The following is a 17789-nucleotide window of genomic DNA, read 5'->3' on the forward strand; positions in this document are numbered from 1 at the left end:
TGGCCACGTTCAGGCTTTTTATCCGCAGATGTGAGCCACATCCCGCCCCCGCGTTTGCCCCCCGCCCGCATCCCCACCATAATCCTTGCTGGTACCTCCTGAAGGAGACGGCCTTGCCGAGCGCACCCACCCCCACCACCGACGAAGCCGTGCTGCTGGTGCAGATTTCGGACAGCCACCTGTTCGCCGACGTCGACGGCGCCCTGCTGGGCCTGAAGACCGCCGGCAGCCTTGCGCGGGTGGTCGAGAAGGTGCTGGCCGAGCAGCCGCGCATCGACCTGGTGGTGGCCAGCGGCGACCTGTCCCAGGACGGCAGCCTGGAGTCGTACCAGCGCTTCGAGGCGCTGACCGCACCCATCCAGGCGCCCAAGCGCTGGTTCGCCGGCAACCACGACGAGCCGTTGCCGATGGAGCAGGCCGCACAGGGCCGTGACTACCTGCAACCGGTGGTCGACCTGGGCAACTGGCGTATCACCCTGCTTGATTCGTCGGTGACCGGCTCGGTACCGGGTTACCTGGCCGACGACCAGTTGCAACTGCTGGCCCAGGCCCTCAGCGAGGCCCCGGAGCGCCATCACCTGATCTGCTTCCACCACCACCCGGTGTCCATCGACTGTCCATGGATGGAGCCCATCGGCCTGCGCAACCCCCACGCGCTGTTCGAGGTGCTCGACCGCTTCCCACAGGCCCGCGCGCTGCTGTGGGGCCACATCCACCAGGACTTCGAGCGCGAGCGCAACGGCGTGCGGCTGATCGCCTCGCCGTCCACCTGCATCCAGTTCAAGCCAGGCAGCGAGGATTTCGCCCTGGACGAGCTGGCGCCGGGCTACCGGTGGTTGCGGTTGTTGCCGGACGGGAAGATTGAAACAGGGGTTTCGCGGCTCGAAGGCTTCGAGTTCACCCCAGACATGGCCGCCGAAGGGTATTAATAGCCATGGATGACGAATCGCGAGGCACCAAATTAGGGCAACGCCAGGATGTCAGTGTACTGATCGTCGAAGGCAGCACCGTCGGCGCCCATGCCCAAGAGAGTCTGCAGAAGTGTTTCTGCATTGAGGCTCTGGAGTCTTGGAGGGATTACCAGCTGTCCGGTAATCATTCGAGCGGAGATCAAGTCAGCAGATGGTTGAAAACCTGGGGCAGCGATGAACATAGTGAACTGCCAGGATGCAACGACTCGCAGCCGGCACCGTAGCCGCTGCCGGAGGCTGCGCTGGCCCTTGGGTACACTGAAAAACTCCAGCGAAAACCTGGGCCAGCGCAGCCTGGCGGCAGCGGCTACGGTGGTCAGCGAGCCATAAAATCGTTACAGAACCTCTTCCCCTGCCTAAACGTCACCAAGGCGCTGTAAACTGGGCGCCTTTTGCAAGGGAGGTGTCGGCGTGACGGGTTCCATTCTCTATATCCACGGTTTGAACAGCGCGCCGGCGTCGAAGAAGGCCAGCATGCTCACCGAGGTCATGCAGCGCATGGGCCTGGAAGGGCAGCTGCGGGTGCCGGCTTTGCACCATCATCCACGTGAGGCCATTGGCCAGCTGGACGCCGCCATCGCCGAGCTGGGCGCGCCCTTGCTGGTGGGAAGCTCGCTGGGCGGCTACTATGCCACTCACCTGGCCGAGCGCCACGGCCTCAAGGCCCTGCTGATCAACCCGGTGGTCAACCCGCACCGCCTGTTCGACGGTTTCCTCGGCACCCAGCAAAACCTGTATACCGGTGAGAGCTGGGAACTGACCCTGGACCACGTGGACGCCCTGGCCGCCCTGGAAGTGGCGGCCCCGCAAGACCCCCTGCGTTATCAAGTGTGGCTGCAGACGGCCGATGAAACCCTTGATTACCGCCAGGCCGAGCGTTTCTACCGCGCTTGCGCGCTGCGCATCCAGGCCGGTGGCGACCACGGCTACCAGGGCTTCGGCGCGCAGCTGCCGAGCCTGCTGAATTTCGCCGGGATCGAGCCCGGGCTGTACCGCGGCATCGATTTTGCCCAGCTTTGAGCTGTTTATTTTTCATGAACGACTGACGACGAGAACCCATGGCCAATCCCAGCGCTAGCTCTTATAACGCAGACGCCATCGAAGTCCTCTCGGGCCTCGACCCGGTGCGCAAACGCCCGGGCATGTACACCGACACCACGCGGCCGAACCACCTCGCCCAGGAAGTCATCGACAACAGTGTCGACGAAGCGCTGGCCGGCCACGCCAAGTCGATCCAGGTGATTCTGCACGCCGACCACTCGCTGGAAGTGAGCGACGACGGCCGCGGCATGCCTGTGGATATCCACCCCGAAGAGGGCGTGAGCGGCGTCGAGCTGATCCTCACCAAGCTGCACGCCGGCGGCAAGTTCTCCAACAAGAACTACCAGTTCTCCGGCGGCCTGCACGGCGTGGGCATCTCCGTGGTCAACGCCCTGTCCAACCAGGTGCGGGTCAAGGTCAAGCGCGACGGCAACGAGTACCAGATGACCTTCGCCGATGGCTTCAAGGCCACCGACCTGGAAGTGATCGGCACCGTGGGCAAGCGCAACACCGGCACCAGCGTGTACTTCGCCCCGGACCCGAAATACTTCGATTCGCCGAAATTCTCGGTCAGCCGCCTCAAGCACGTGCTCAAGGCCAAGGCGGTGCTGTGCCCGGGCCTGTCGGTGACCTTTGAAGACAAAGGCACCGGCGAGAAGGTCGAATGGCACTACGAAGACGGCCTGCGCTCCTACCTGGTGGACGCGGTCACCGAATTCAGCCGCCTGCCCGACGAGCCGTTCTGCGGCAGCCTGGCCGGCAACAAGGAGGCGGTGGACTGGGCGCTGCTGTGGCTGCCCGAGGGCGGCGACAGCGTGCAGGAAAGCTACGTCAACCTGATCCCCACGGCCCAGGGCGGCACCCACGTCAACGGCCTGCGCCAGGGCCTGCTGGACGCCATGCGCGAGTTCTGCGAGTTCCGCAACCTGCTGCCGCGCGGCCTGAAGCTGGCGCCGGAAGACATCTGGGAACGCATCGCCTTCGTGCTGTCGATGAAGATGCAGGACGCGCAGTTCTCCGGCCAGACCAAGGAACGCCTGTCCTCCCGCGAGGCTGCGGCCTTCGTGTCCGGCGTGGTCAAGGACGCCTTCAGCCTGTGGCTCAACGCCCACCCCGAGCTGGGTATGCAGCTGGCCGAACTGGCCATCAGCAACGCCGGCCGCCGCCTGAAGGCCAGCAAGAAGGTCGAGCGCAAGCGCATCACCCAGGGCCCGGCGCTGCCGGGCAAGCTGGCGGACTGCGCGGGCCAGGACCCGATGCGCTCCGAACTGTTCCTGGTGGAGGGTGACTCCGCCGGCGGCTCGGCCAAGCAGGCGCGGGACAAGGAATTCCAGGCCATCCTGCCGCTGCGTGGCAAGATCCTCAACACCTGGGAAGTGGACGGCAGCGAAGTGCTGGCCAGCCAGGAAGTGCACAACATCGCCGTGGCCATCGGCGTCGACCCGGGCGCCGCGGACATGAGCCAGCTGCGCTACGGCAAGATCTGCATCCTCGCCGACGCCGACTCCGACGGCCTGCACATCGCCACCTTGCTGTGCGCGCTGTTCGTGCAGCACTTCCGCCCGCTGGTGGACGCCGGCCACGTCTACGTGGCCATGCCGCCGCTGTACCGCATCGACCTGGGCAAGGAGATCTACTACGCCCTGGACGAGGCCGAGCGCGACGGCATCCTCGACCGCCTGGTGGCCGAGAAGAAGCGTGGCAAACCCCAGGTCACCCGATTCAAGGGCCTGGGCGAGATGAACCCGCCGCAGTTGCGCGAAACCACCATGGACCCCAACACTCGCCGCCTGGTGCAGTTGACCCTGGGTGACTTCGAGGACACGGCGAAGATCATGGACATGCTGCTCTCGAAGAAACGCGCCGGCGACCGCAAGACGTGGCTGGAATCCAAGGGCAACCTGGCCGAGGTGCTGGCCTGATGCGGCACGCGTTGGCAGCGCTGCTGCTGACCGTGTTGCCGCTGTTGGCGCACGCCGCGCCAGTGGAGCAGCTCAAGTTGCTGGCCGAGCACCCGGTGGACGGGATGGTCGGCGGCAACCTGTCGGGCATCGCCGCCTGCGGCGACCGGCTGTGGACGGAATCGGACCGCGACGACGGCATCATCTACCGGCTCGACACCACCAACACCGTGTGGAAGGCCGAGAACGTGCTCATCGACGTGCCGCCGCCACCGGCCGACACCGGCCTGCCGATGATGCTGCGCGCCACGGCCCATGCGGCCGCGGTGATCCGCGGTGGCATTCTCGACTTCGAAGGCATCAGCTGTGACGCCCAGGGCAACCGTTACCTGGTCAGCGAAGGCTTTGCCGCCGTGCTGCAGGTGCCCGTGGACGGCAAGCCAAACTGGCTGAAGATCGACCCCGCGATAATCCGCGAAGCCAACGCCAAGGGCATGCTGCGCCACTTCAACGCCATTTTCGAAGGCCTGGCCATCAATGCCGCCGGCGACCACCTGTGGTTGGCCGCCGAGCGCCAGCACCGCGGCCTGCTGTCGGTGTACAAGCAGGCTGACGGCACTTGGGGCTGCAAGGGCAGCTGCATCCTGCTGAACGAGGGTGGCACCGAAATGCAGCCCGACAAGCTGCCCAAGCCGCACCTGGTGGCCCGCGACTTCGCCGACCTGTCGCTGTACAAGGGCAAGCTGTACACCCTGGAGCGCAACATCTACCAGATCTGCCGCCGCGACCTGCAGACCGCCAAGGTCGAGCACTGCTGGTCGTTCGCCGACGAGGCGCTGCTGCCCAACCGCCAGTATTCCCAGGAATACGGGCTGGCCGAAGCGCTGATCGTCGACGACACCGGCGCCTGGGTGGGCATCGACAACAACGATGGCGCCCGTGCCGACGGTGAGGTGCGCCCCATCGTCTGGCGCTTTGCCGCGCCCGCAGGCGGCTGGAACGCTGCCCCGTGAGCACGCAACCTGCCGGCAAGCGCGCCGGGCGGATCTTCCTGATCCTGGCCTGGGCTGCGCTGCTGTTCCTGGCCACGCGGTTCTTCGGGCATTTCCAGCAGGCCCGCGAGAACCCCAACCCGGTGGTGGCCAGCGAGCACGGCCAGGGTTACATCGAGGTGCGCCTGGCCAGCAACGGCCAGGGGCACTTCGTGGCCAGCGGCATGATCAACGGCACGCCGGTACAGTTTATGCTCGACACCGGCGCCACCGACGTGGCGGTGAGCAAGGCCCTGGCCGAACAGCTGAAGCTGCCCTACGGCTATCCGATCACGGTGAACACCGCCAACGGCCAGGCCCAGGGCTATCGCACGCGGCTGGCCAGCCTGCAATTGGGCGACATCGTCCTCAAGGACGTACGCGCCGTGGCCATCCCCGACATGGATGGCGACCAGGTGCTGCTCGGCATGAGCGCCCTGAAACAACTCGAATTTTCCCAGCGCGGCGGCACCATGCTGCTGCGCCAGACTACACAATGATGAGGCCCGCATGAGCGACTCCCTTGATCTCAGCCTGGACGGCGTAGAACGCCGCTCGCTGGCTGACTTCACCGAACAGGCCTACCTCAACTACTCCATGTACGTGATCATGGACCGGGCCCTGCCGCACATCGGCGACGGCCTCAAGCCGGTCCAGCGTCGTATCGTCTACGCCATGAGTGAGCTGGGGCTGGATGCCGATTCCAAGCACAAGAAGTCGGCCCGTACCGTGGGTGACGTGCTCGGTAAATTCCACCCGCACGGCGACTCGGCCTGCTACGAAGCCATGGTGCTGATGGCGCAGCCGTTCAGCTACCGCTACACCCTGGTGGACGGCCAGGGCAACTGGGGGGCGCCGGACGATCCCAAGTCGTTCGCGGCCATGCGTTACACCGAGGCGCGCCTGTCGCGCTATTCCGAAGTGCTGCTCAGCGAGCTGGGCCAGGGCACCGCGGACTGGGTGCCGAACTTCGACGGTACCCTCGATGAACCGGCCGTATTGCCGGCGCGTTTGCCGAACATCCTGCTGAACGGCACCACTGGCATCGCCGTGGGCATGGCCACCGACGTGCCGCCGCACAACCTGCGCGAAGTGGCCAGCGCCTGCGTGCGCCTGCTCGACGAGCCGAAAGCCACGATCGAACAGCTGTGCGAGCACATCAAGGGGCCTGACTACCCCACAGAAGCGGAAATCATCACCCCGCAAAGCGAGCTGCTGAAAATCTACGAGACCGGCCGTGGCTCGGTGCGCATGCGTGCGGTGTACCGCATCGAGGACGGCGACATCGTCGTCACCGCGCTGCCGCACCAGGTGTCCGGCGCCAAGGTGCTGGAGCAGATCGCTGCGCAGATGCAGGCCAAGAAGCTGCCGATGGTCGCCGACCTGCGTGACGAGTCGGACCACGAGAACCCGTGCCGCATCGTCATCATCGCCCGTTCCAACCGGGTGGACCTCGACGAGCTGATGCAGCACCTGTTCGCCACCACTGACCTGGAGTCCACCTACCGGGTCAACGTCAACATCATTGGCCTGGACGGCCGCCCGCAGCTGAAGAACCTGCGCGCGCTGCTGCTGGAGTGGCTGGAATTCCGCATCAACACCGTGCGCCGCCGCCTCAAGTTCCGCCTGGACAAGGTGGAGCGCCGCCTGCACCTGTTGGAAGGCTTGCTGGTGGCGTTCCTCAACCTGGATGAAGTTATCCACATCATCCGCACCGAGGAACACCCCAAGGCCGCGCTGATCGCCCGCTTCGACCTGACCGAGACCCAGGCCGAATACATCCTCGAGACCCGCCTGCGGCAGCTGGCGCGCCTGGAAGAGATGAAGATCCGCAACGAGCAGGACGAGCTGGCCAAGGAACAGGCCAAGCTGCAGGCCCTGCTGGGCAGCGAGAGCAAACTGCGCAAGTTGGTGCGCAGCGAATTGATCAAGGACGCCGAGACCTACGGCGACGACCGTCGCTCGCCGATCGTGGCTCGCGCCGAGGCCAAGGCCCTGTCGGAAAACGAGCTGATGCCGACCGAGCCGGTCACCGTGGTGCTGTCGGAGAAGGGCTGGGTGCGTTGCGCCAAGGGCCACGACATCGACGCCACCGGCCTGTCCTACAAGGCCGGCGACGGCTTCAAGACCGCCGCCATGGGGCGCTCCAACCAGTTCTCGGTGTTCATCGACTCCACTGGCCGCAGCTATTCGGTGGCGTCGCACACGCTGCCGTCGGCCCGTGGCCAGGGCGAGCCGCTGACCGGGCGCCTGACACCGCCGCCAGGCGCCGCCTTCGAGTGCGTGCTGCTGCCCGACGACGATGCCCTGTACGTGATTGCCTCGGACGCAGGCTACGGCTTCGTGGTCAAGGGCGAAGACCTGCAGGCCAAGAACAAGGCCGGCAAGGCCCTGCTCAGCCTGCCCAACGGCGCCAAGGTGCTGGCCCCACGGCCGGTGCCGGACCGCGAGAACAACTGGCTGGCAGCGGTCACCACCGAAGGCCGCCTGCTGGTTTTCAAAGTGGCCGACCTGCCGCAGCTGGGCAAAGGAAAGGGCAACAAAATCATCGGCATTCCCGGTGAACGCGTGGCCAGCCGTGAGGAATACGTCACTGATTTGGCGGTGATTTCCGATGGCGCAACGCTTGTATTGCAAGCCGGCAAGCGTACATTGTCGCTCAAGGGCGAGGACCTCGAGCATTACAAGGGCGAGCGCGGGCGGCGCGGCAACAAGCTGCCGCGTGGTTTCCAGCGAGTGGATGCCCTGTTGGTGGAAAACGCCGGCTGACGCGATGGTGCTGTCTGGGAATCACTCCCAGACAGCACGCTAGAGCGGTTGGATGCGCTTTTTAAGCGCAGTTCGACGCTTAAGCGCTGGAGTCGTAGCGCATATTCGCGGATGATATGTCTTCTTGAGGTACCGGCGTGGCTGAGTACCCGGACGAATTCGTTGAGTATCACTGCGGTGAGCCTTGTGGCTGCCGCCTGGATGGAATGATGACTTTTTTGCGCCTTCCTGTTTTATTGCTGACCGGTGTCCTGGCCCTGGCGGGCTGCGCCGCTCACCAGCCGGTCGCGCTTTACCAGCTCGACAGCGGCAACCCCGGCCAACCCAAGCAGAGCACCGGCATGTCGGTACTGTTGGGCCCGGTTTCCGTGGCCGACTACCTGCAACGCGAAACCCTGTTGCAGCGCCAGCCTGATGGCAGCCTCAGCGCGGCGACCGATGGTCGTTGGGCCGGCAGCCTGTCTTCCGACATCGATCAACTGCTGCTGCGCCAACTGGCGTGGCGCCTGGACAGCCAGCGCGTGACCCTGGCGCCTGCCAGCAACACCGGTACGCCGGACGTGCAGGTGCTGCTGTCGATTACCCGCCTGGATTCCGGTGATTCGCAGCCGGCCATTCTCGATGCCCAGTGGCGTCTGCTCGACCGCCGTGGCCAGGTGCGTGACAACCGCATCGTCCACCTGGAAGAGAAGCACGCCGGCGGCACCGCGGCCCAGGTGAAAGCCCAGGGCGTGCTGCTGCAGCGCCTGGCCGAACAGCTGAGCGTGGCGCTGAAACCGCTGGCTAACCAGCCGGCGCTGGTGGAAGAGAAGAAGGCTGCGGCTAAGCCAGTGGCCAAGGATGAGCCGGACAAGCCGAAGATGCCGATCGCCTCGCCGATCCGCACCGACATGGAAGTGTTCCGCTTCTAACGAAAAAGCCCGCAGCGATGCGGGCTTTTTTGTTGTGGGAGCTGGCTTGCCAGCGAGCTGTTGAGGCCTGAAAAGCTCGCTGGCAAGCCAGCTCCCACAAAGACGCGTGTTTAAACGCGGGTCTCGTGCATGCGCGCCAATTGGCGCTCCAGCAACGACGGGTAAGGCTCCAGCAGCCGCTCCACGCAGCACGCACCCTCGGGGCTGGCGATGGGGCGGATGCGGGCGCGCTGGCGCACCAGGCTGTCGTCGCTGATACGGCGTTCCACCAGCAGCAGGTTGCGGCTGTGCTGCGACAGGGCCAGGGCATCCTGGGCCGGTTCGGTCAGCAGCAGGTCGATCTGGCTCATGCCGGCCAGGTCATCGCCCAGCACCAGGCCCAGCTGCAGTTGCAGGGTGATGCCGCTGTCGGCCACCTCGATCTGCAGCTGGTGGCCCAGGGCGCGCAGCAGTTCACCGCAGCAGATGGCGTTGGTCAGGTAGTCCTCGCCGCTGCTGTCGCTGTTGAACAGCATCAGCGTGCTGCCGTCGTTCAAGGTGTGCAGCTCGCTTTCGTACAGCGAGGCGGCCTGGTCCAGGCAGGCGCGGTAGCGCTCCAGCAGCTCCAGCAGGCGGGCGCGGGGCAGGCGGCGCAGTTGTTCCTGGCCACCCAGTTGTACGGCCAATACCGCGCTGTGCTGGGGTTCCTTCGGCGCCACCGGGGCAGGGGCGGCCTGCTTGGCGGCGACCGGCGCGGTGTCGCGCAGGTCGGCGAAGGGGTCTTCGTCGTCCTCGTCCTCGTCTTCTTCGGCATGCACCACGCGCTTGGGCGCAGGCTTCACCGGCACTGGGGTGCTTTCATCGAAGCGGGCGTCGCGCAGGTTGCGCACCTCGAAGGCCGGGCCTTCGTCTTCCTCTTCCTCGAACTCGGGCTCTTCCACCTCGGGCACCGGCGCAGGCTCGGGGGCGTAGCGCTGGTGCAGGTCGCGGGCCAGGTCGCCGATCTCGTCCTGGCGCTGGGTGGCCGGGGTGTGTTCGTCGATTTCGCGCAGCCACACCCGCAGTTGCAGCAGCGGGGTGGACAGGTTGCGGCCCAGGCGCAGGCTGAGGATCAGGGTCACCAGCAGCAGGATGGCGCCCAGGATGCCCATGCTTTCCAGGCTGATGGTCATCGGCTGCTGGAACTGGGTCATGTCCAGGCTGATGCGCAGGTGGCCGGCGGTCACGTCCTGGAAGGTGATCTTGGTCTCGTACAGGCCGCCCGCTTCGCCCAGCAGGCCGCTTTTCGGGCGGCTGCCGGCTTCGGCGAGGATGCGGTTGTCGACGCTGTAGATAGCCGCATGGGCCACCAGCGGGTTCTTCACCAGGTTATTGAGCAGCACGTTGAGGCTGAGGATGTCGTTGGACACCAACAGCTCGGTGGCCGAGGTCGCGGTCTGGGTGGTCAGGCTCTGACCCAGGGCGTCGGCCTGCTGGTGCATGGCCTGCTTGAACTGCAAACCCATCACGCAGGCGTACACCACCAGCGCCAGGGCGACCAGCAGTACGTTGAGGCTGGCGATACGCAGAGCTATCGGTGCGCGGCGGTGACGCAGGGCACGGAAGATCAGCAGGAAGAAATTGTCGGTTTTTACTGGCGTGGGCCGGTTCACTGAGCGCGGCTCTTTATGTCCGTGAAGTTGCTGCGCAGTATAGCGACAGGCCCCAGAGCGGCAAAGCGCTGCCTGTGCCCGATGGTCACTGAAAGTAGGTAGAATGCGATTTTTTTCCACGAACGGGGTGCCCTTTGCGCGAAATCGTCCTGATTAACATCACCGGTTCCGACCGTCCTGGCCTGTTGGCGGCCATCACCGGTGCCTTGGCCGAGGATGGCGTGCGCATTCTGGACATCGCCCAGGCGGTGCAGCACGGCGCCCTGGCGCTGGCCGTGGTTGCCTGCGCCGACGATGCAACCCGCCTGGCGGCGGTGCGCGAGCGCATTACTGCCGTGGCCGGCCGTCACGCCCAGTTCACCGCGCTGTCGGAACAGGCCTACCTGGACTGGGCCGGCGCGGGCACCAGCGACCGCCATGTGCTGACCCTGATGAGCCGTGAAATCAACGCGGCCCAGGTGCAGGGCGTGACCGAAATCGCCAACCGCCATGGCCTGGTGGTCGAGGCTATCGACCGTCTGTCGGGTCGCGTCGGCCTGGCCGCCGCGGCTGCCGACGGCAAGGCGTGCCTGGAGTTCCTGGCGCGCGGCGTGCCGGCCGACCTGGGCGCGCTGCGTCGCGACTTCCTGGCTGCTGCCATGCTGCTGGACGCCGACATCGCCATCCAGCAGGACGACGTCTACCGCCGCAACCGCCGCCTGGCGGTGTTCGACATGGACTCCACGCTGATCCAGGCCGAGGTCATCGACGAACTGGCCAAGGCCCACGGCGTCGGCCACCTGGTGTCGGAAATCACCGAGCGGGCCATGCGCGGCGAGCTGGACTTCCGCGCCAGCTTCAAGGAGCGCATGGCGCTGCTGCAGGGCCTGGACGTAAGCGTGCTGGATGCCATCGGCGCCTCGCTGCGCCTGACCGAGGGCGCCGAGGTGCTGTTTGCCGAGCTCAAGCGCCTGGGCTACAAGACCGCCATCCTCTCGGGCGGCTTCACCTACTTCGCCAAGCAGGTGCAGGCCAAGCTGGGTATCGACTACGTGTTCGCCAACGAGCTGCAGGTGGTGGACGGCAAGTGCACGGGCGTGGCCGTGGAACCGATCGTGGATGCGCAACGCAAGGCTGACCTGCTGGTGCAACTGGCCGAGCAGGAAGGCCTGGCGCTGGAGCAGACCATCGCCGTGGGCGATGGCGCCAACGACCTGCCGATGCTGGCCAAGGCCGGCCTGGGCGTGGCGTTCCGCGCCAAGCCGCTGGTGAAGCAGTCGGCCCGCCACAACATCACCACCCTGGGGCTGGACGGCGTGCTCTACCTGCTGGGCGTGCGCGACAGCCAGGCGTGACGGTGACGCGGCCTTGCGGCCGCTGCTACAGGATGCCCTCCGTAGCAGCGGCCGCTATAACTCCTTCCACAGCGACTCGAACTCGCTGCCTGCCTGCGCTGCTGCTGGTGCTGTTTCCAGCAACCTGAACTCGAACTGATTGAAGCTGCCCGTGGAGCTGAGCTTGCGGCCCAGGTGCGCGCGGTTTTCCTCGCCGTGGTTGTTGATCATCACCTTCTGGCCTTCCTGGAACGGCAGGCGCGGGGCGATCAGCGAAGCCTTGATGTCGATGGCGCGGATTTCCGGCAACTGCAGACCGCGCACGTACTGGCTGTGCTGCTGGTCGCTGCGCAGCAGTTGCAGGCCGCACGGGTCGGCGTGGGGAGCAATCAGCTCGATGCCCATCTGCGTGCCGCCGCCGCGCACCTGGCGAATCCAGCGCACCACCGCCACGCTCCAGCCTTGGGCCGGTGCGTCCTGGATGCCTACCAGCTCGCCAGCCTGTAATTGCGCCGGGACGTCCTTGGGCCAGGCCAGGCAGTAGCCGCCGGGGCTGTGGTTGATGATCTGCAGCTCGTGCACCGGGTAGTCGCGGTCGGCCTGGCCGCTGCCGCCCTCCAGGTCCATGGCCGGGTAGTCGATCTCTTCATAAGGCAGCATCGAGTCGCTGGTGCCACTGCCGGCGGCGTCGAACGCCAGGGTCCAGCTGTCGCTCGGGCCGCTGGGCTTGCCGCTGGCGAAGCTGGCGTTCATTCCGGCCTCGGGGCGCTTGAGCAGGTCGGCGAAACTGCGCTGGCCGCCCAGGTAGTAGTGCAGGGTGCTCATGCCAACGCACAGGCTCATGCTGCCCTGGCCCGGGGTGCGCTGGAAGGTGCGCTCGGCCACGTCGCCCCAAGCCGCAGCCAGGTGCTGGAGCATGTCCACGGTCAGGCCGGGTGGCACCAGCAGGCTGGACTGGCCGCGCTTGTCCACCGGTAGGTGCAGCCAGGCGGTGATGGCCTTGACCAGTGGTTGCGGGTCAAGGCCGACCATTTGCGGCAGCTGGCTGGCGGGGAACAGGCTCTTGTAGCGTGGCGGCGCATCGGCCTCGGGGGCCACGGCGAACTGCGCTTCGGCAGCGCTGGCGGGCACTACGCGGGTCAGCGCGCTCCAGGGTTCCAGCACGTTGGCCAGTTGCACGATGGCCTGCTGGCGCATCTGGTTGCAGCGTGAGCTGCCCATCAGCAGGGCGGTGGCGTAGGTCTGCTCGATGCTTTGATGATGGGCCTGGCTGACCAGGTCATCGGTGACGAAGGTGCGGTGCAGCTGGAAGCGGCTGGCCACCTGATATAGCTGGTGCAGCTCCAGCCACAGGCCCTCGGGCACCGGGCAGTAGAGCAGGCTGGCGCGCACCAGCGGCCCTTTCAGCGCATGCATGGCGCGCTGGATGGCGGTGGCCAGCAACAGGTTGCGGTCCTTGAGGCGCGCCGAGACGCGTAGCACGATCTGCTTGTAACCCACGGCCAGCAGGTTCTGCAGGGCCTGGCACAGGTTGGCGATCTTGCGCGCGCGTTCGTCCAGCACCACCGACTGGTTGAGGAAGTGGCGTTCCAGGTGGTTGCAGACGAAATAGACTTCCGGGCGCAGCAGCTCCAGCAACTGCAGGCGGTTGTCGCTGGGGGTGATCAGCTGGTTGAGTTCGATCAGGCCCTGGTACAGCTGGCGGGCGGTCTCGCCGAGGTTGGCCTTGGGCAGCGCGGCAATCCAGCGCTTGAGGTCGCGGGGCGTGGCTTCGCAGAACGTCAGGCTGGCCTGCGAGGGCGTGGGGGCGCGCAAAAGAGGTGGCGGGGTAGCGGACATCGAGCGGTTCCCGTTGAGTCAGTCGAGCTTGGGCGGCCTATTGTCACCCTTTGCGTCAAAGACTGCACGCCCTTGGCGCTGCTTGTAGCCGCTGCCGTGAGGCAGCGGCTGCATGAACATCAGGCGGCGCTGTCGACGCCTTGGCCGATGCGCTGGCCCATGTTCACCACGGAGCCGGCGCCCAGTTCGTGGGCCCATTTGACCTGGTCCGGGCCAAACAGCACCACGGCGGTGGAGCCCAGCTTGAAGCGGCCCATCTCGGCGCCTTTCTCCAGGTGGATAGGTGCGCGGGCGGCTTCGTCGTAGCGCACGGTCTTGAGTTCGCGCTTGGGCGGTGTCACCAGCCCGGCCCACACGGTTTCCACCGAGGCGACGATCATCGCGCCCACCAGCACCACGGCCATCGGCCCACGCTCGGTGTCGAACAGGCACACCACGCGTTCGTTGCGGGCGAACAGCTCCGGCACGTTTTCAGCCGTGGTCTGGTTCACCGAGAACAGGCGGCCAGGCACGTAGACCATCTCGCGCAGGGTACCGGCCAGGGGCATGTGCACCCGGTGGTAGTCCTTCGGCGACAGGTAGATGGTGGCGAACTCGCCGCCCATGAACGGCGCGGCCAGGGCTGGGTCGCCGCCCAGCAGTTCCAGGGCGCTGAAGCTGTGGCCCTTGGCCTGGAAGATACGGCCGTGCTCGATGGCACCCCACTGGCTGATGGCACCGTCGGCCGGGCTCAGGATGGCGCCCGGGGTTGGGTCCAGGGGGCGAGCGTCAGGCTTCAGCGCGCGGGTGAAGAAGTCGTTGAAGTGCTCGTAGGCGGTCAGGTCTTCGACCAGGGCCTGGGACATGTCCACCTGGTAGCGCTTGGCGAACCAGGCGGTGAAGGCGTTCTTGAACCAGCGCACGCGGCATTCGGCCACGCAGCCGGCCAGGCGGGACAGCAGGTGGTGCGGCAGCAGGTACTGGCTGAGGATAAACAAGCGGGATTTCATCGAATGTCCTTAAACTTCTACGGGCGTGTCGGGGTGGTTGCCCCATTCGCCCCATGAACCGGCGTAGCCCTTGACGCGCGGGTAACCGAGCGCCTTGGCCACCAGGTAAGTAAAACCGGAACGGTGGTGGGTCTGGCAGTGGGTAATGATTTCCTTGTCCGGGGTGATGCCCAGGGCCTCAAGGATTTCAGGCATGTCAGTGCGGATGCGCAGCTCGCGGGTCTTGTCCATGCCGGCGGTCCACTCGAAGTTGACCGCGCCGGGGATGTGCCCGCCCTTGGCCGCCAACACCTTCTCGCCGCTGTATTCCAGCGGGCCGCGGGCGTCCCAGATGGCCAGGTCGGCGGCGCCGAGGCGGCTCTGCAGGTATTCGCGGGTGGCGGTGGGCTCGTCGTGCAGGGTCAGGGCGACGCTGCCGGCGTGGGCTGCGGGTACGTGCTGAGTCAGTGGCAGTTGCGCCGCTTCCCAGGCCAGCACGCCGCCGTCCAGGTAGTGGTATTTCCGGTGGCCGATCACGTCCAGCAACCAGATGAAACGGCCGGCCCAGCCGCCGCCTTCGTCGTCGTACACCACGTAGACCGCGTCAGGGTTGTGGCCCAGTTCGCCGAACAGCGCCTGCAGCGCGGGCAGCGTGGGCATGAGCCCCGGCGCGGGTGGTTGGCCCAGCTGGGTGCGCTTGGGGTCGACGAAGCGGGCGCCCTGGATGTGGCCGGCGCCATAGCGCGCGGCGCTGGTGAGGTCGACCAGGATCAGCTCTGGAGCATCGAGGCGCTGTTGCAGCTGAGCGGCTTCGATCACCAGCGGCAGGCCCGAGAAATCAGCCATGTGAGGTCTCCAGATGGAAAAGAGGGGAGCGATTGTAGCGCATGCGTCAGGCGCCGCGCTTGCTGAACAGGGTCAGCGCGCGTTCGATGCACTGGGCCGTCCTGGCGAAGGCTTGCACCGAGATTTCCGCGAAGGGCAGGCCGCCCTGGTCGGCTACCAGCAGCATCACCACCCGTTCGTTGCTGGCCAGCGAGCGCAGCAGCAGGTGCTCGCCCTTGAACAGGCCGCGCAGGCTGGAAGGAAGCAGCGCCGAGAACTGCGCGTTGTTCTGCGGGGTCAGGCGGATCTGCGCCGGCTTGCTCAGCAGCCGTTGCAGCACGGTGCTCTGGCTGACCAGCAGGTTCAGGCTGGCGGCCTCTTCGGGCAGGCCGGCCACCTGGTGCACGCGCAGGTTGGTCTGGTTCTTGTCGAGCATCAGCAGCATCACCCGGCGCATGCCGCAGGCCAGCAACGCATCGCGGGCGAAGGTGGTCAGGTGCATGGCGTTGGTGAAGCGGCTGGGCTCCACCAGCAGCTCGGTGCAGTGCTTGCGCCAGGTGGCCAGGTCTTCGGCGGTGGGCGGCGGCGCGGGTTGCAGGCCACGGTGCACACGGCGGGTGCCCCAGGGCCAGATCAACGCTTCGGCCGGGTGCCACAGGCCGGGCGCGGCGTAATGGCGGGCGTTCTGCACCGCCTGCTGGTGCACCTGCTGTTGCAATTCATCCAGCGGCATCTGCAGGTACATGCACGTCAGGTACTGCCAGCGCAGGATATGCGGGGTATCCCAGGCTTCCTGGGCGGCCAGGGCCAGGCCGTTGGCCAGCACCACGGTGTTGGCCGGCTGGTTGAGCCAGCGGCGCAGGCCGGGGTCGTCGTCCAGGCGTTGCTGCTGGCGCAGGCGGTGCTCTTCGTCGCGGGCAATGTGCAGCACTTTGACGAACTCGCGCTGCTCGTCCAGCAGCAGGTTGTAGCCGTGGTGAATCCAGGCGGGCAGGCGCCATAACTGGGCCAGGCTCTGGCACAGGTTCAGCAGGCGTACGCCGAACAGCTCCAGTTCGACCTTGGCCACGGCTTCGCCCTTGTGCACCACGCGCAGCTCCCATTCTTCCAGCAGGCTGGGGTGGGTGATGGCCAGTGGCCAAAGGGGCGACAGGAACAGCAGGCTGCCCCAGTGGATCTCCTGCCACAGGCGCGCCAGGCGTGCGGCGAACAGGCCGTTGGCCTGCTGCGCGGCGTGCTGGCTGATCAGCAGCAACTGCCGCAGGCCGCGCGGGATGTCTTCGGGCTGCGCGGTCGGCAGGCGCTCCAGCAGCTCCTCGGTACGCTTGAGCCCCAGGCGGTTGAGGGCGATTTCCAGGCTCTCCACCGGCTCGGCCAGGCTCTGGTGCACCGGGTGGTTGGCCTCGCGGATCACGCTCAGCACCAAGGCTGGGCTATCCTGCATCAGCTCGGCAATGTCGCGCAGCGAACTGCGGCTATCGCCCAGGGCCGCCTGCACCCGCTCATGGCTTGCCATGGGGATGGGCAAACGCACGCTGTCGAGCAGCTTGAGCCAGTCTGGAAGGGTACGGGGAGTCTTGGTAGGCACGTTGGGCTCAATTGGCATGCTGTTGGGACCGAACTGGCTTTTCACCTTTTCAGGCTATAGTCTGGCGCAGAACTGCCGATAAGTAGAACAAGAGATTTAGAATCTTGCGCCCTCACCCTGACCACGACATGTAAGTGCTTCCAATCTATGGCTAAAATTATCGGCATCATCGTCGTATTCGCGAGTGTGCTCGGCGGATACGTTCTGTCCCACGGTAAGATCGCAGCGTTGATTCAGCCTTTCGAAGTGCTGATCATCGGTGGTGCCGCCTTTGGTGCCTTCCTGCAGGCCAACCCGGGCTACATGACCATGAAGGTCATCAAGAAGTCCCTGGGCATGTTCAAGTCGCGGTTCTCGCACAGCTTCTATATGGAAGTGCTGGGCCTGGTCTACGAGATCCTCAACAAGAGCCGTCGCGAAGGCATGATGGCGATCGAGAGCGATATCGAGGACGCCGCTGCCAGCCCCATTTTCGCCAAGTACCCCACCGTGCTCAAAGACGAGCGCATGACCGCCTACATCTGCGATTACCTGCGCATCATGTCCTCCGGCAACATGGCCCCCCACGAGCTGGAAGGCCTGTTCGACATGGAGTTGCAGAGCATGAAGGAAGAGCTCGAGCACACTTCCCACGCCGTGACCGGCATCGCCGACGGCATGCCCGGCTTCGGTATCGTGGCCGCGGTACTGGGTATCGTGGTGACCATGGCGTCCCTGGGTGATGGCGACAAGGCCGTGATCGGCGCCCACGTGGGCGGCGCGCTGGTCGGTACCTTCTTCGGTATTCTGGCTGCGTACGGCTTCATGGGCCCGCTGGCCACCTCCCTGGGCCATGACGCCAAGGAAGAGGTCAACCTGTACGAAGCCATCAAGGCTTCCCTGGTGGCCTCGGCCTCGGGCATGCCGCCGTCGCTGGCCGTGGAGTTCGGCCGCAAGGTGCTGTTCCCCGCCCACCGCCCAAGCTTCGCCGAGCTGGAACAAGCAGTTCGCGGTCGCTGAGT

General features: G+C 65.9%; 13 protein-coding genes and 2 pseudogenes. 10 read left to right on the forward strand and 5 right to left on the reverse strand.

Translation table 11 applies throughout. The annotated features are described in order from the left end of the window. The first annotated feature begins 113 nt into the window (after positions 1–113). The 7 genes from cpdA to AC0J42_RS02760 all read left to right on the forward strand — a co-directional run bounded on the left by cpdA (position 114) and on the right by AC0J42_RS02760 (position 8624). On the forward strand, positions 114–929 hold the full coding sequence (gene cpdA / locus AC0J42_RS02730) for a 3',5'-cyclic-AMP phosphodiesterase (protein ID WP_473005188.1): 816 nt from the start codon (positions 114–116) through the stop codon (positions 927–929). A gap of 453 nt (positions 930–1382) precedes the next feature. Beyond that, positions 1383–1991, forward strand: a complete 609-nt coding sequence (locus AC0J42_RS02735) for a YqiA/YcfP family alpha/beta fold hydrolase (protein ID WP_473005189.1) — start codon at positions 1383–1385, stop codon at positions 1989–1991. Between the two features lie 38 nt (positions 1992–2029). Further along, positions 2030–3934, forward strand: coding sequence for a DNA topoisomerase IV subunit B (parE, locus tag AC0J42_RS02740; protein ID WP_416422134.1), 1905 nt, complete (start codon positions 2030–2032; stop codon positions 3932–3934). After that, positions 3934–4926: an esterase-like activity of phytase family protein gene (locus AC0J42_RS02745; protein ID WP_473005190.1), complete on the forward strand. Its 993-nt coding sequence runs from the start codon at positions 3934–3936 to the stop codon at positions 4924–4926. Before parE ends, AC0J42_RS02745 begins: the two co-directional genes overlap by 1 nt. Then, positions 4923–5444 carry a retropepsin-like aspartic protease family protein gene (locus AC0J42_RS02750; protein WP_416422136.1) on the forward strand — a complete coding sequence of 174 codons (522 nt, stop codon included), beginning with the start codon at positions 4923–4925 and terminating at the stop codon, positions 5442–5444. Before AC0J42_RS02745 ends, AC0J42_RS02750 begins: the two co-directional genes overlap by 4 nt. A gap of 10 nt (positions 5445–5454) precedes the next feature. Further along, on the forward strand, positions 5455–7713 hold the full coding sequence (gene parC, locus AC0J42_RS02755; protein ID WP_416422137.1) for a DNA topoisomerase IV subunit A: 2259 nt from the start codon (positions 5455–5457) through the stop codon (positions 7711–7713). Between the two features lie 206 nt (positions 7714–7919). Next, entirely contained in the window at positions 7920–8624 is a 705-nt protein-coding gene (locus AC0J42_RS02760; RefSeq protein ID WP_473005191.1) for a PqiC family protein, read from the forward strand. Positions 8625–8734: 110 nt separating this feature from the next. On the opposite strand, the gene AC0J42_RS02765 is transcribed toward AC0J42_RS02760, so the two are convergent. Further along, positions 8735–10255, reverse strand: coding sequence for a histidine kinase (locus tag AC0J42_RS02765; RefSeq protein ID WP_473005192.1), 1521 nt, complete (start codon positions 10253–10255; stop codon positions 8735–8737). Between the two features lie 185 nt (positions 10256–10440). Here AC0J42_RS02765 and AC0J42_RS02770 point away from each other — a divergent pair. Both AC0J42_RS02770 and serB read left to right on the forward strand, forming a co-directional pair. Further along, positions 10441–10536, forward strand: a pseudogene (locus AC0J42_RS02770) (ACT domain-containing protein); the annotation flags it as partial. A 75-nt stretch (positions 10537–10611) separates the two neighbouring features. Next, a pseudogene (gene serB / locus AC0J42_RS02775) lies at positions 10612–11589 on the forward strand (phosphoserine phosphatase SerB); the annotation flags it as partial. A gap of 54 nt (positions 11590–11643) precedes the next feature. On the opposite strand, the gene AC0J42_RS02780 reads toward serB, so the two are convergent. The 4 genes from AC0J42_RS02780 to AC0J42_RS02795 form a co-directional block, all read right to left on the reverse strand. After that, positions 11644–13407 carry a molecular chaperone gene (locus AC0J42_RS02780; RefSeq protein WP_416422140.1) on the reverse strand — a complete coding sequence of 588 codons (1764 nt, stop codon included), beginning with the start codon at positions 13405–13407 and terminating at the stop codon, positions 11644–11646. A gap of 119 nt (positions 13408–13526) precedes the next feature. Continuing rightward, complete coding sequence (asd, locus tag AC0J42_RS02785) at positions 13527–14396, reverse strand: archaetidylserine decarboxylase (RefSeq protein ID WP_416422141.1); 870 nt, start codon at positions 14394–14396, stop codon at positions 13527–13529. 9 nt (positions 14397–14405) lie between these two features. Next, on the reverse strand, positions 14406–15221 hold the full coding sequence (locus AC0J42_RS02790; protein WP_473005193.1) for a rhodanese-like domain-containing protein: 816 nt from the start codon (positions 15219–15221) through the stop codon (positions 14406–14408). 46 nt (positions 15222–15267) lie between these two features. Next, a complete protein-coding gene (locus AC0J42_RS02795) occupies positions 15268–16806 on the reverse strand; it encodes an HDOD domain-containing protein (RefSeq protein WP_473005194.1) in 1539 nt (512 codons plus the stop codon). A 129-nt stretch (positions 16807–16935) separates the two neighbouring features. On the opposite strand from AC0J42_RS02795, the gene motA reads away from it, so the two are divergent. Then, on the forward strand, positions 16936–17787 hold the full coding sequence (gene motA, locus AC0J42_RS02800) for a flagellar motor stator protein MotA (RefSeq protein ID WP_416422144.1): 852 nt from the start codon (positions 16936–16938) through the stop codon (positions 17785–17787). The last annotated feature ends 2 nt before the right edge of the window (positions 17788–17789 follow it).

This window comes from Pseudomonas sp. Tav-5-1A (genome assembly GCF_055755055.1).

What these genes read in the sequence shown, in the direction of transcription:
- parE (WP_416422134.1), top strand. Translation starts at nt 2,030, where the DNA reads ATGGCCAATCCCAGCGCTAGCTCTTATAACGCAGACGCCATCGAAGTC.
- AC0J42_RS02745 (WP_473005190.1), top strand. Translation starts at nt 3,934, where the DNA reads ATGCGGCACGCGTTGGCAGCGCTGCTGCTGACCGTGTTGCCGCTGTTG.
- parC (WP_416422137.1), top strand. Translation starts at nt 5,455, where the DNA reads ATGAGCGACTCCCTTGATCTCAGCCTGGACGGCGTAGAACGCCGCTCG.
- AC0J42_RS02760 (WP_473005191.1), top strand. Translation starts at nt 7,920, where the DNA reads ATGATGACTTTTTTGCGCCTTCCTGTTTTATTGCTGACCGGTGTCCTG.
- AC0J42_RS02780 (WP_416422140.1), bottom strand. Translation starts at nt 13,407, where the DNA reads ATGTCCGCTACCCCGCCACCTCTTTTGCGCGCCCCCACGCCCTCGCAG.
- asd (WP_416422141.1), bottom strand. Translation starts at nt 14,396, where the DNA reads ATGAAATCCCGCTTGTTTATCCTCAGCCAGTACCTGCTGCCGCACCAC.
- AC0J42_RS02790 (WP_473005193.1), bottom strand. Translation starts at nt 15,221, where the DNA reads ATGGCTGATTTCTCGGGCCTGCCGCTGGTGATCGAAGCCGCTCAGCTG.
- AC0J42_RS02795 (WP_473005194.1), bottom strand. Translation starts at nt 16,806, where the DNA reads ATGCCAATTGAGCCCAACGTGCCTACCAAGACTCCCCGTACCCTTCCA.
- motA (WP_416422144.1), top strand. Translation starts at nt 16,936, where the DNA reads ATGGCTAAAATTATCGGCATCATCGTCGTATTCGCGAGTGTGCTCGGC.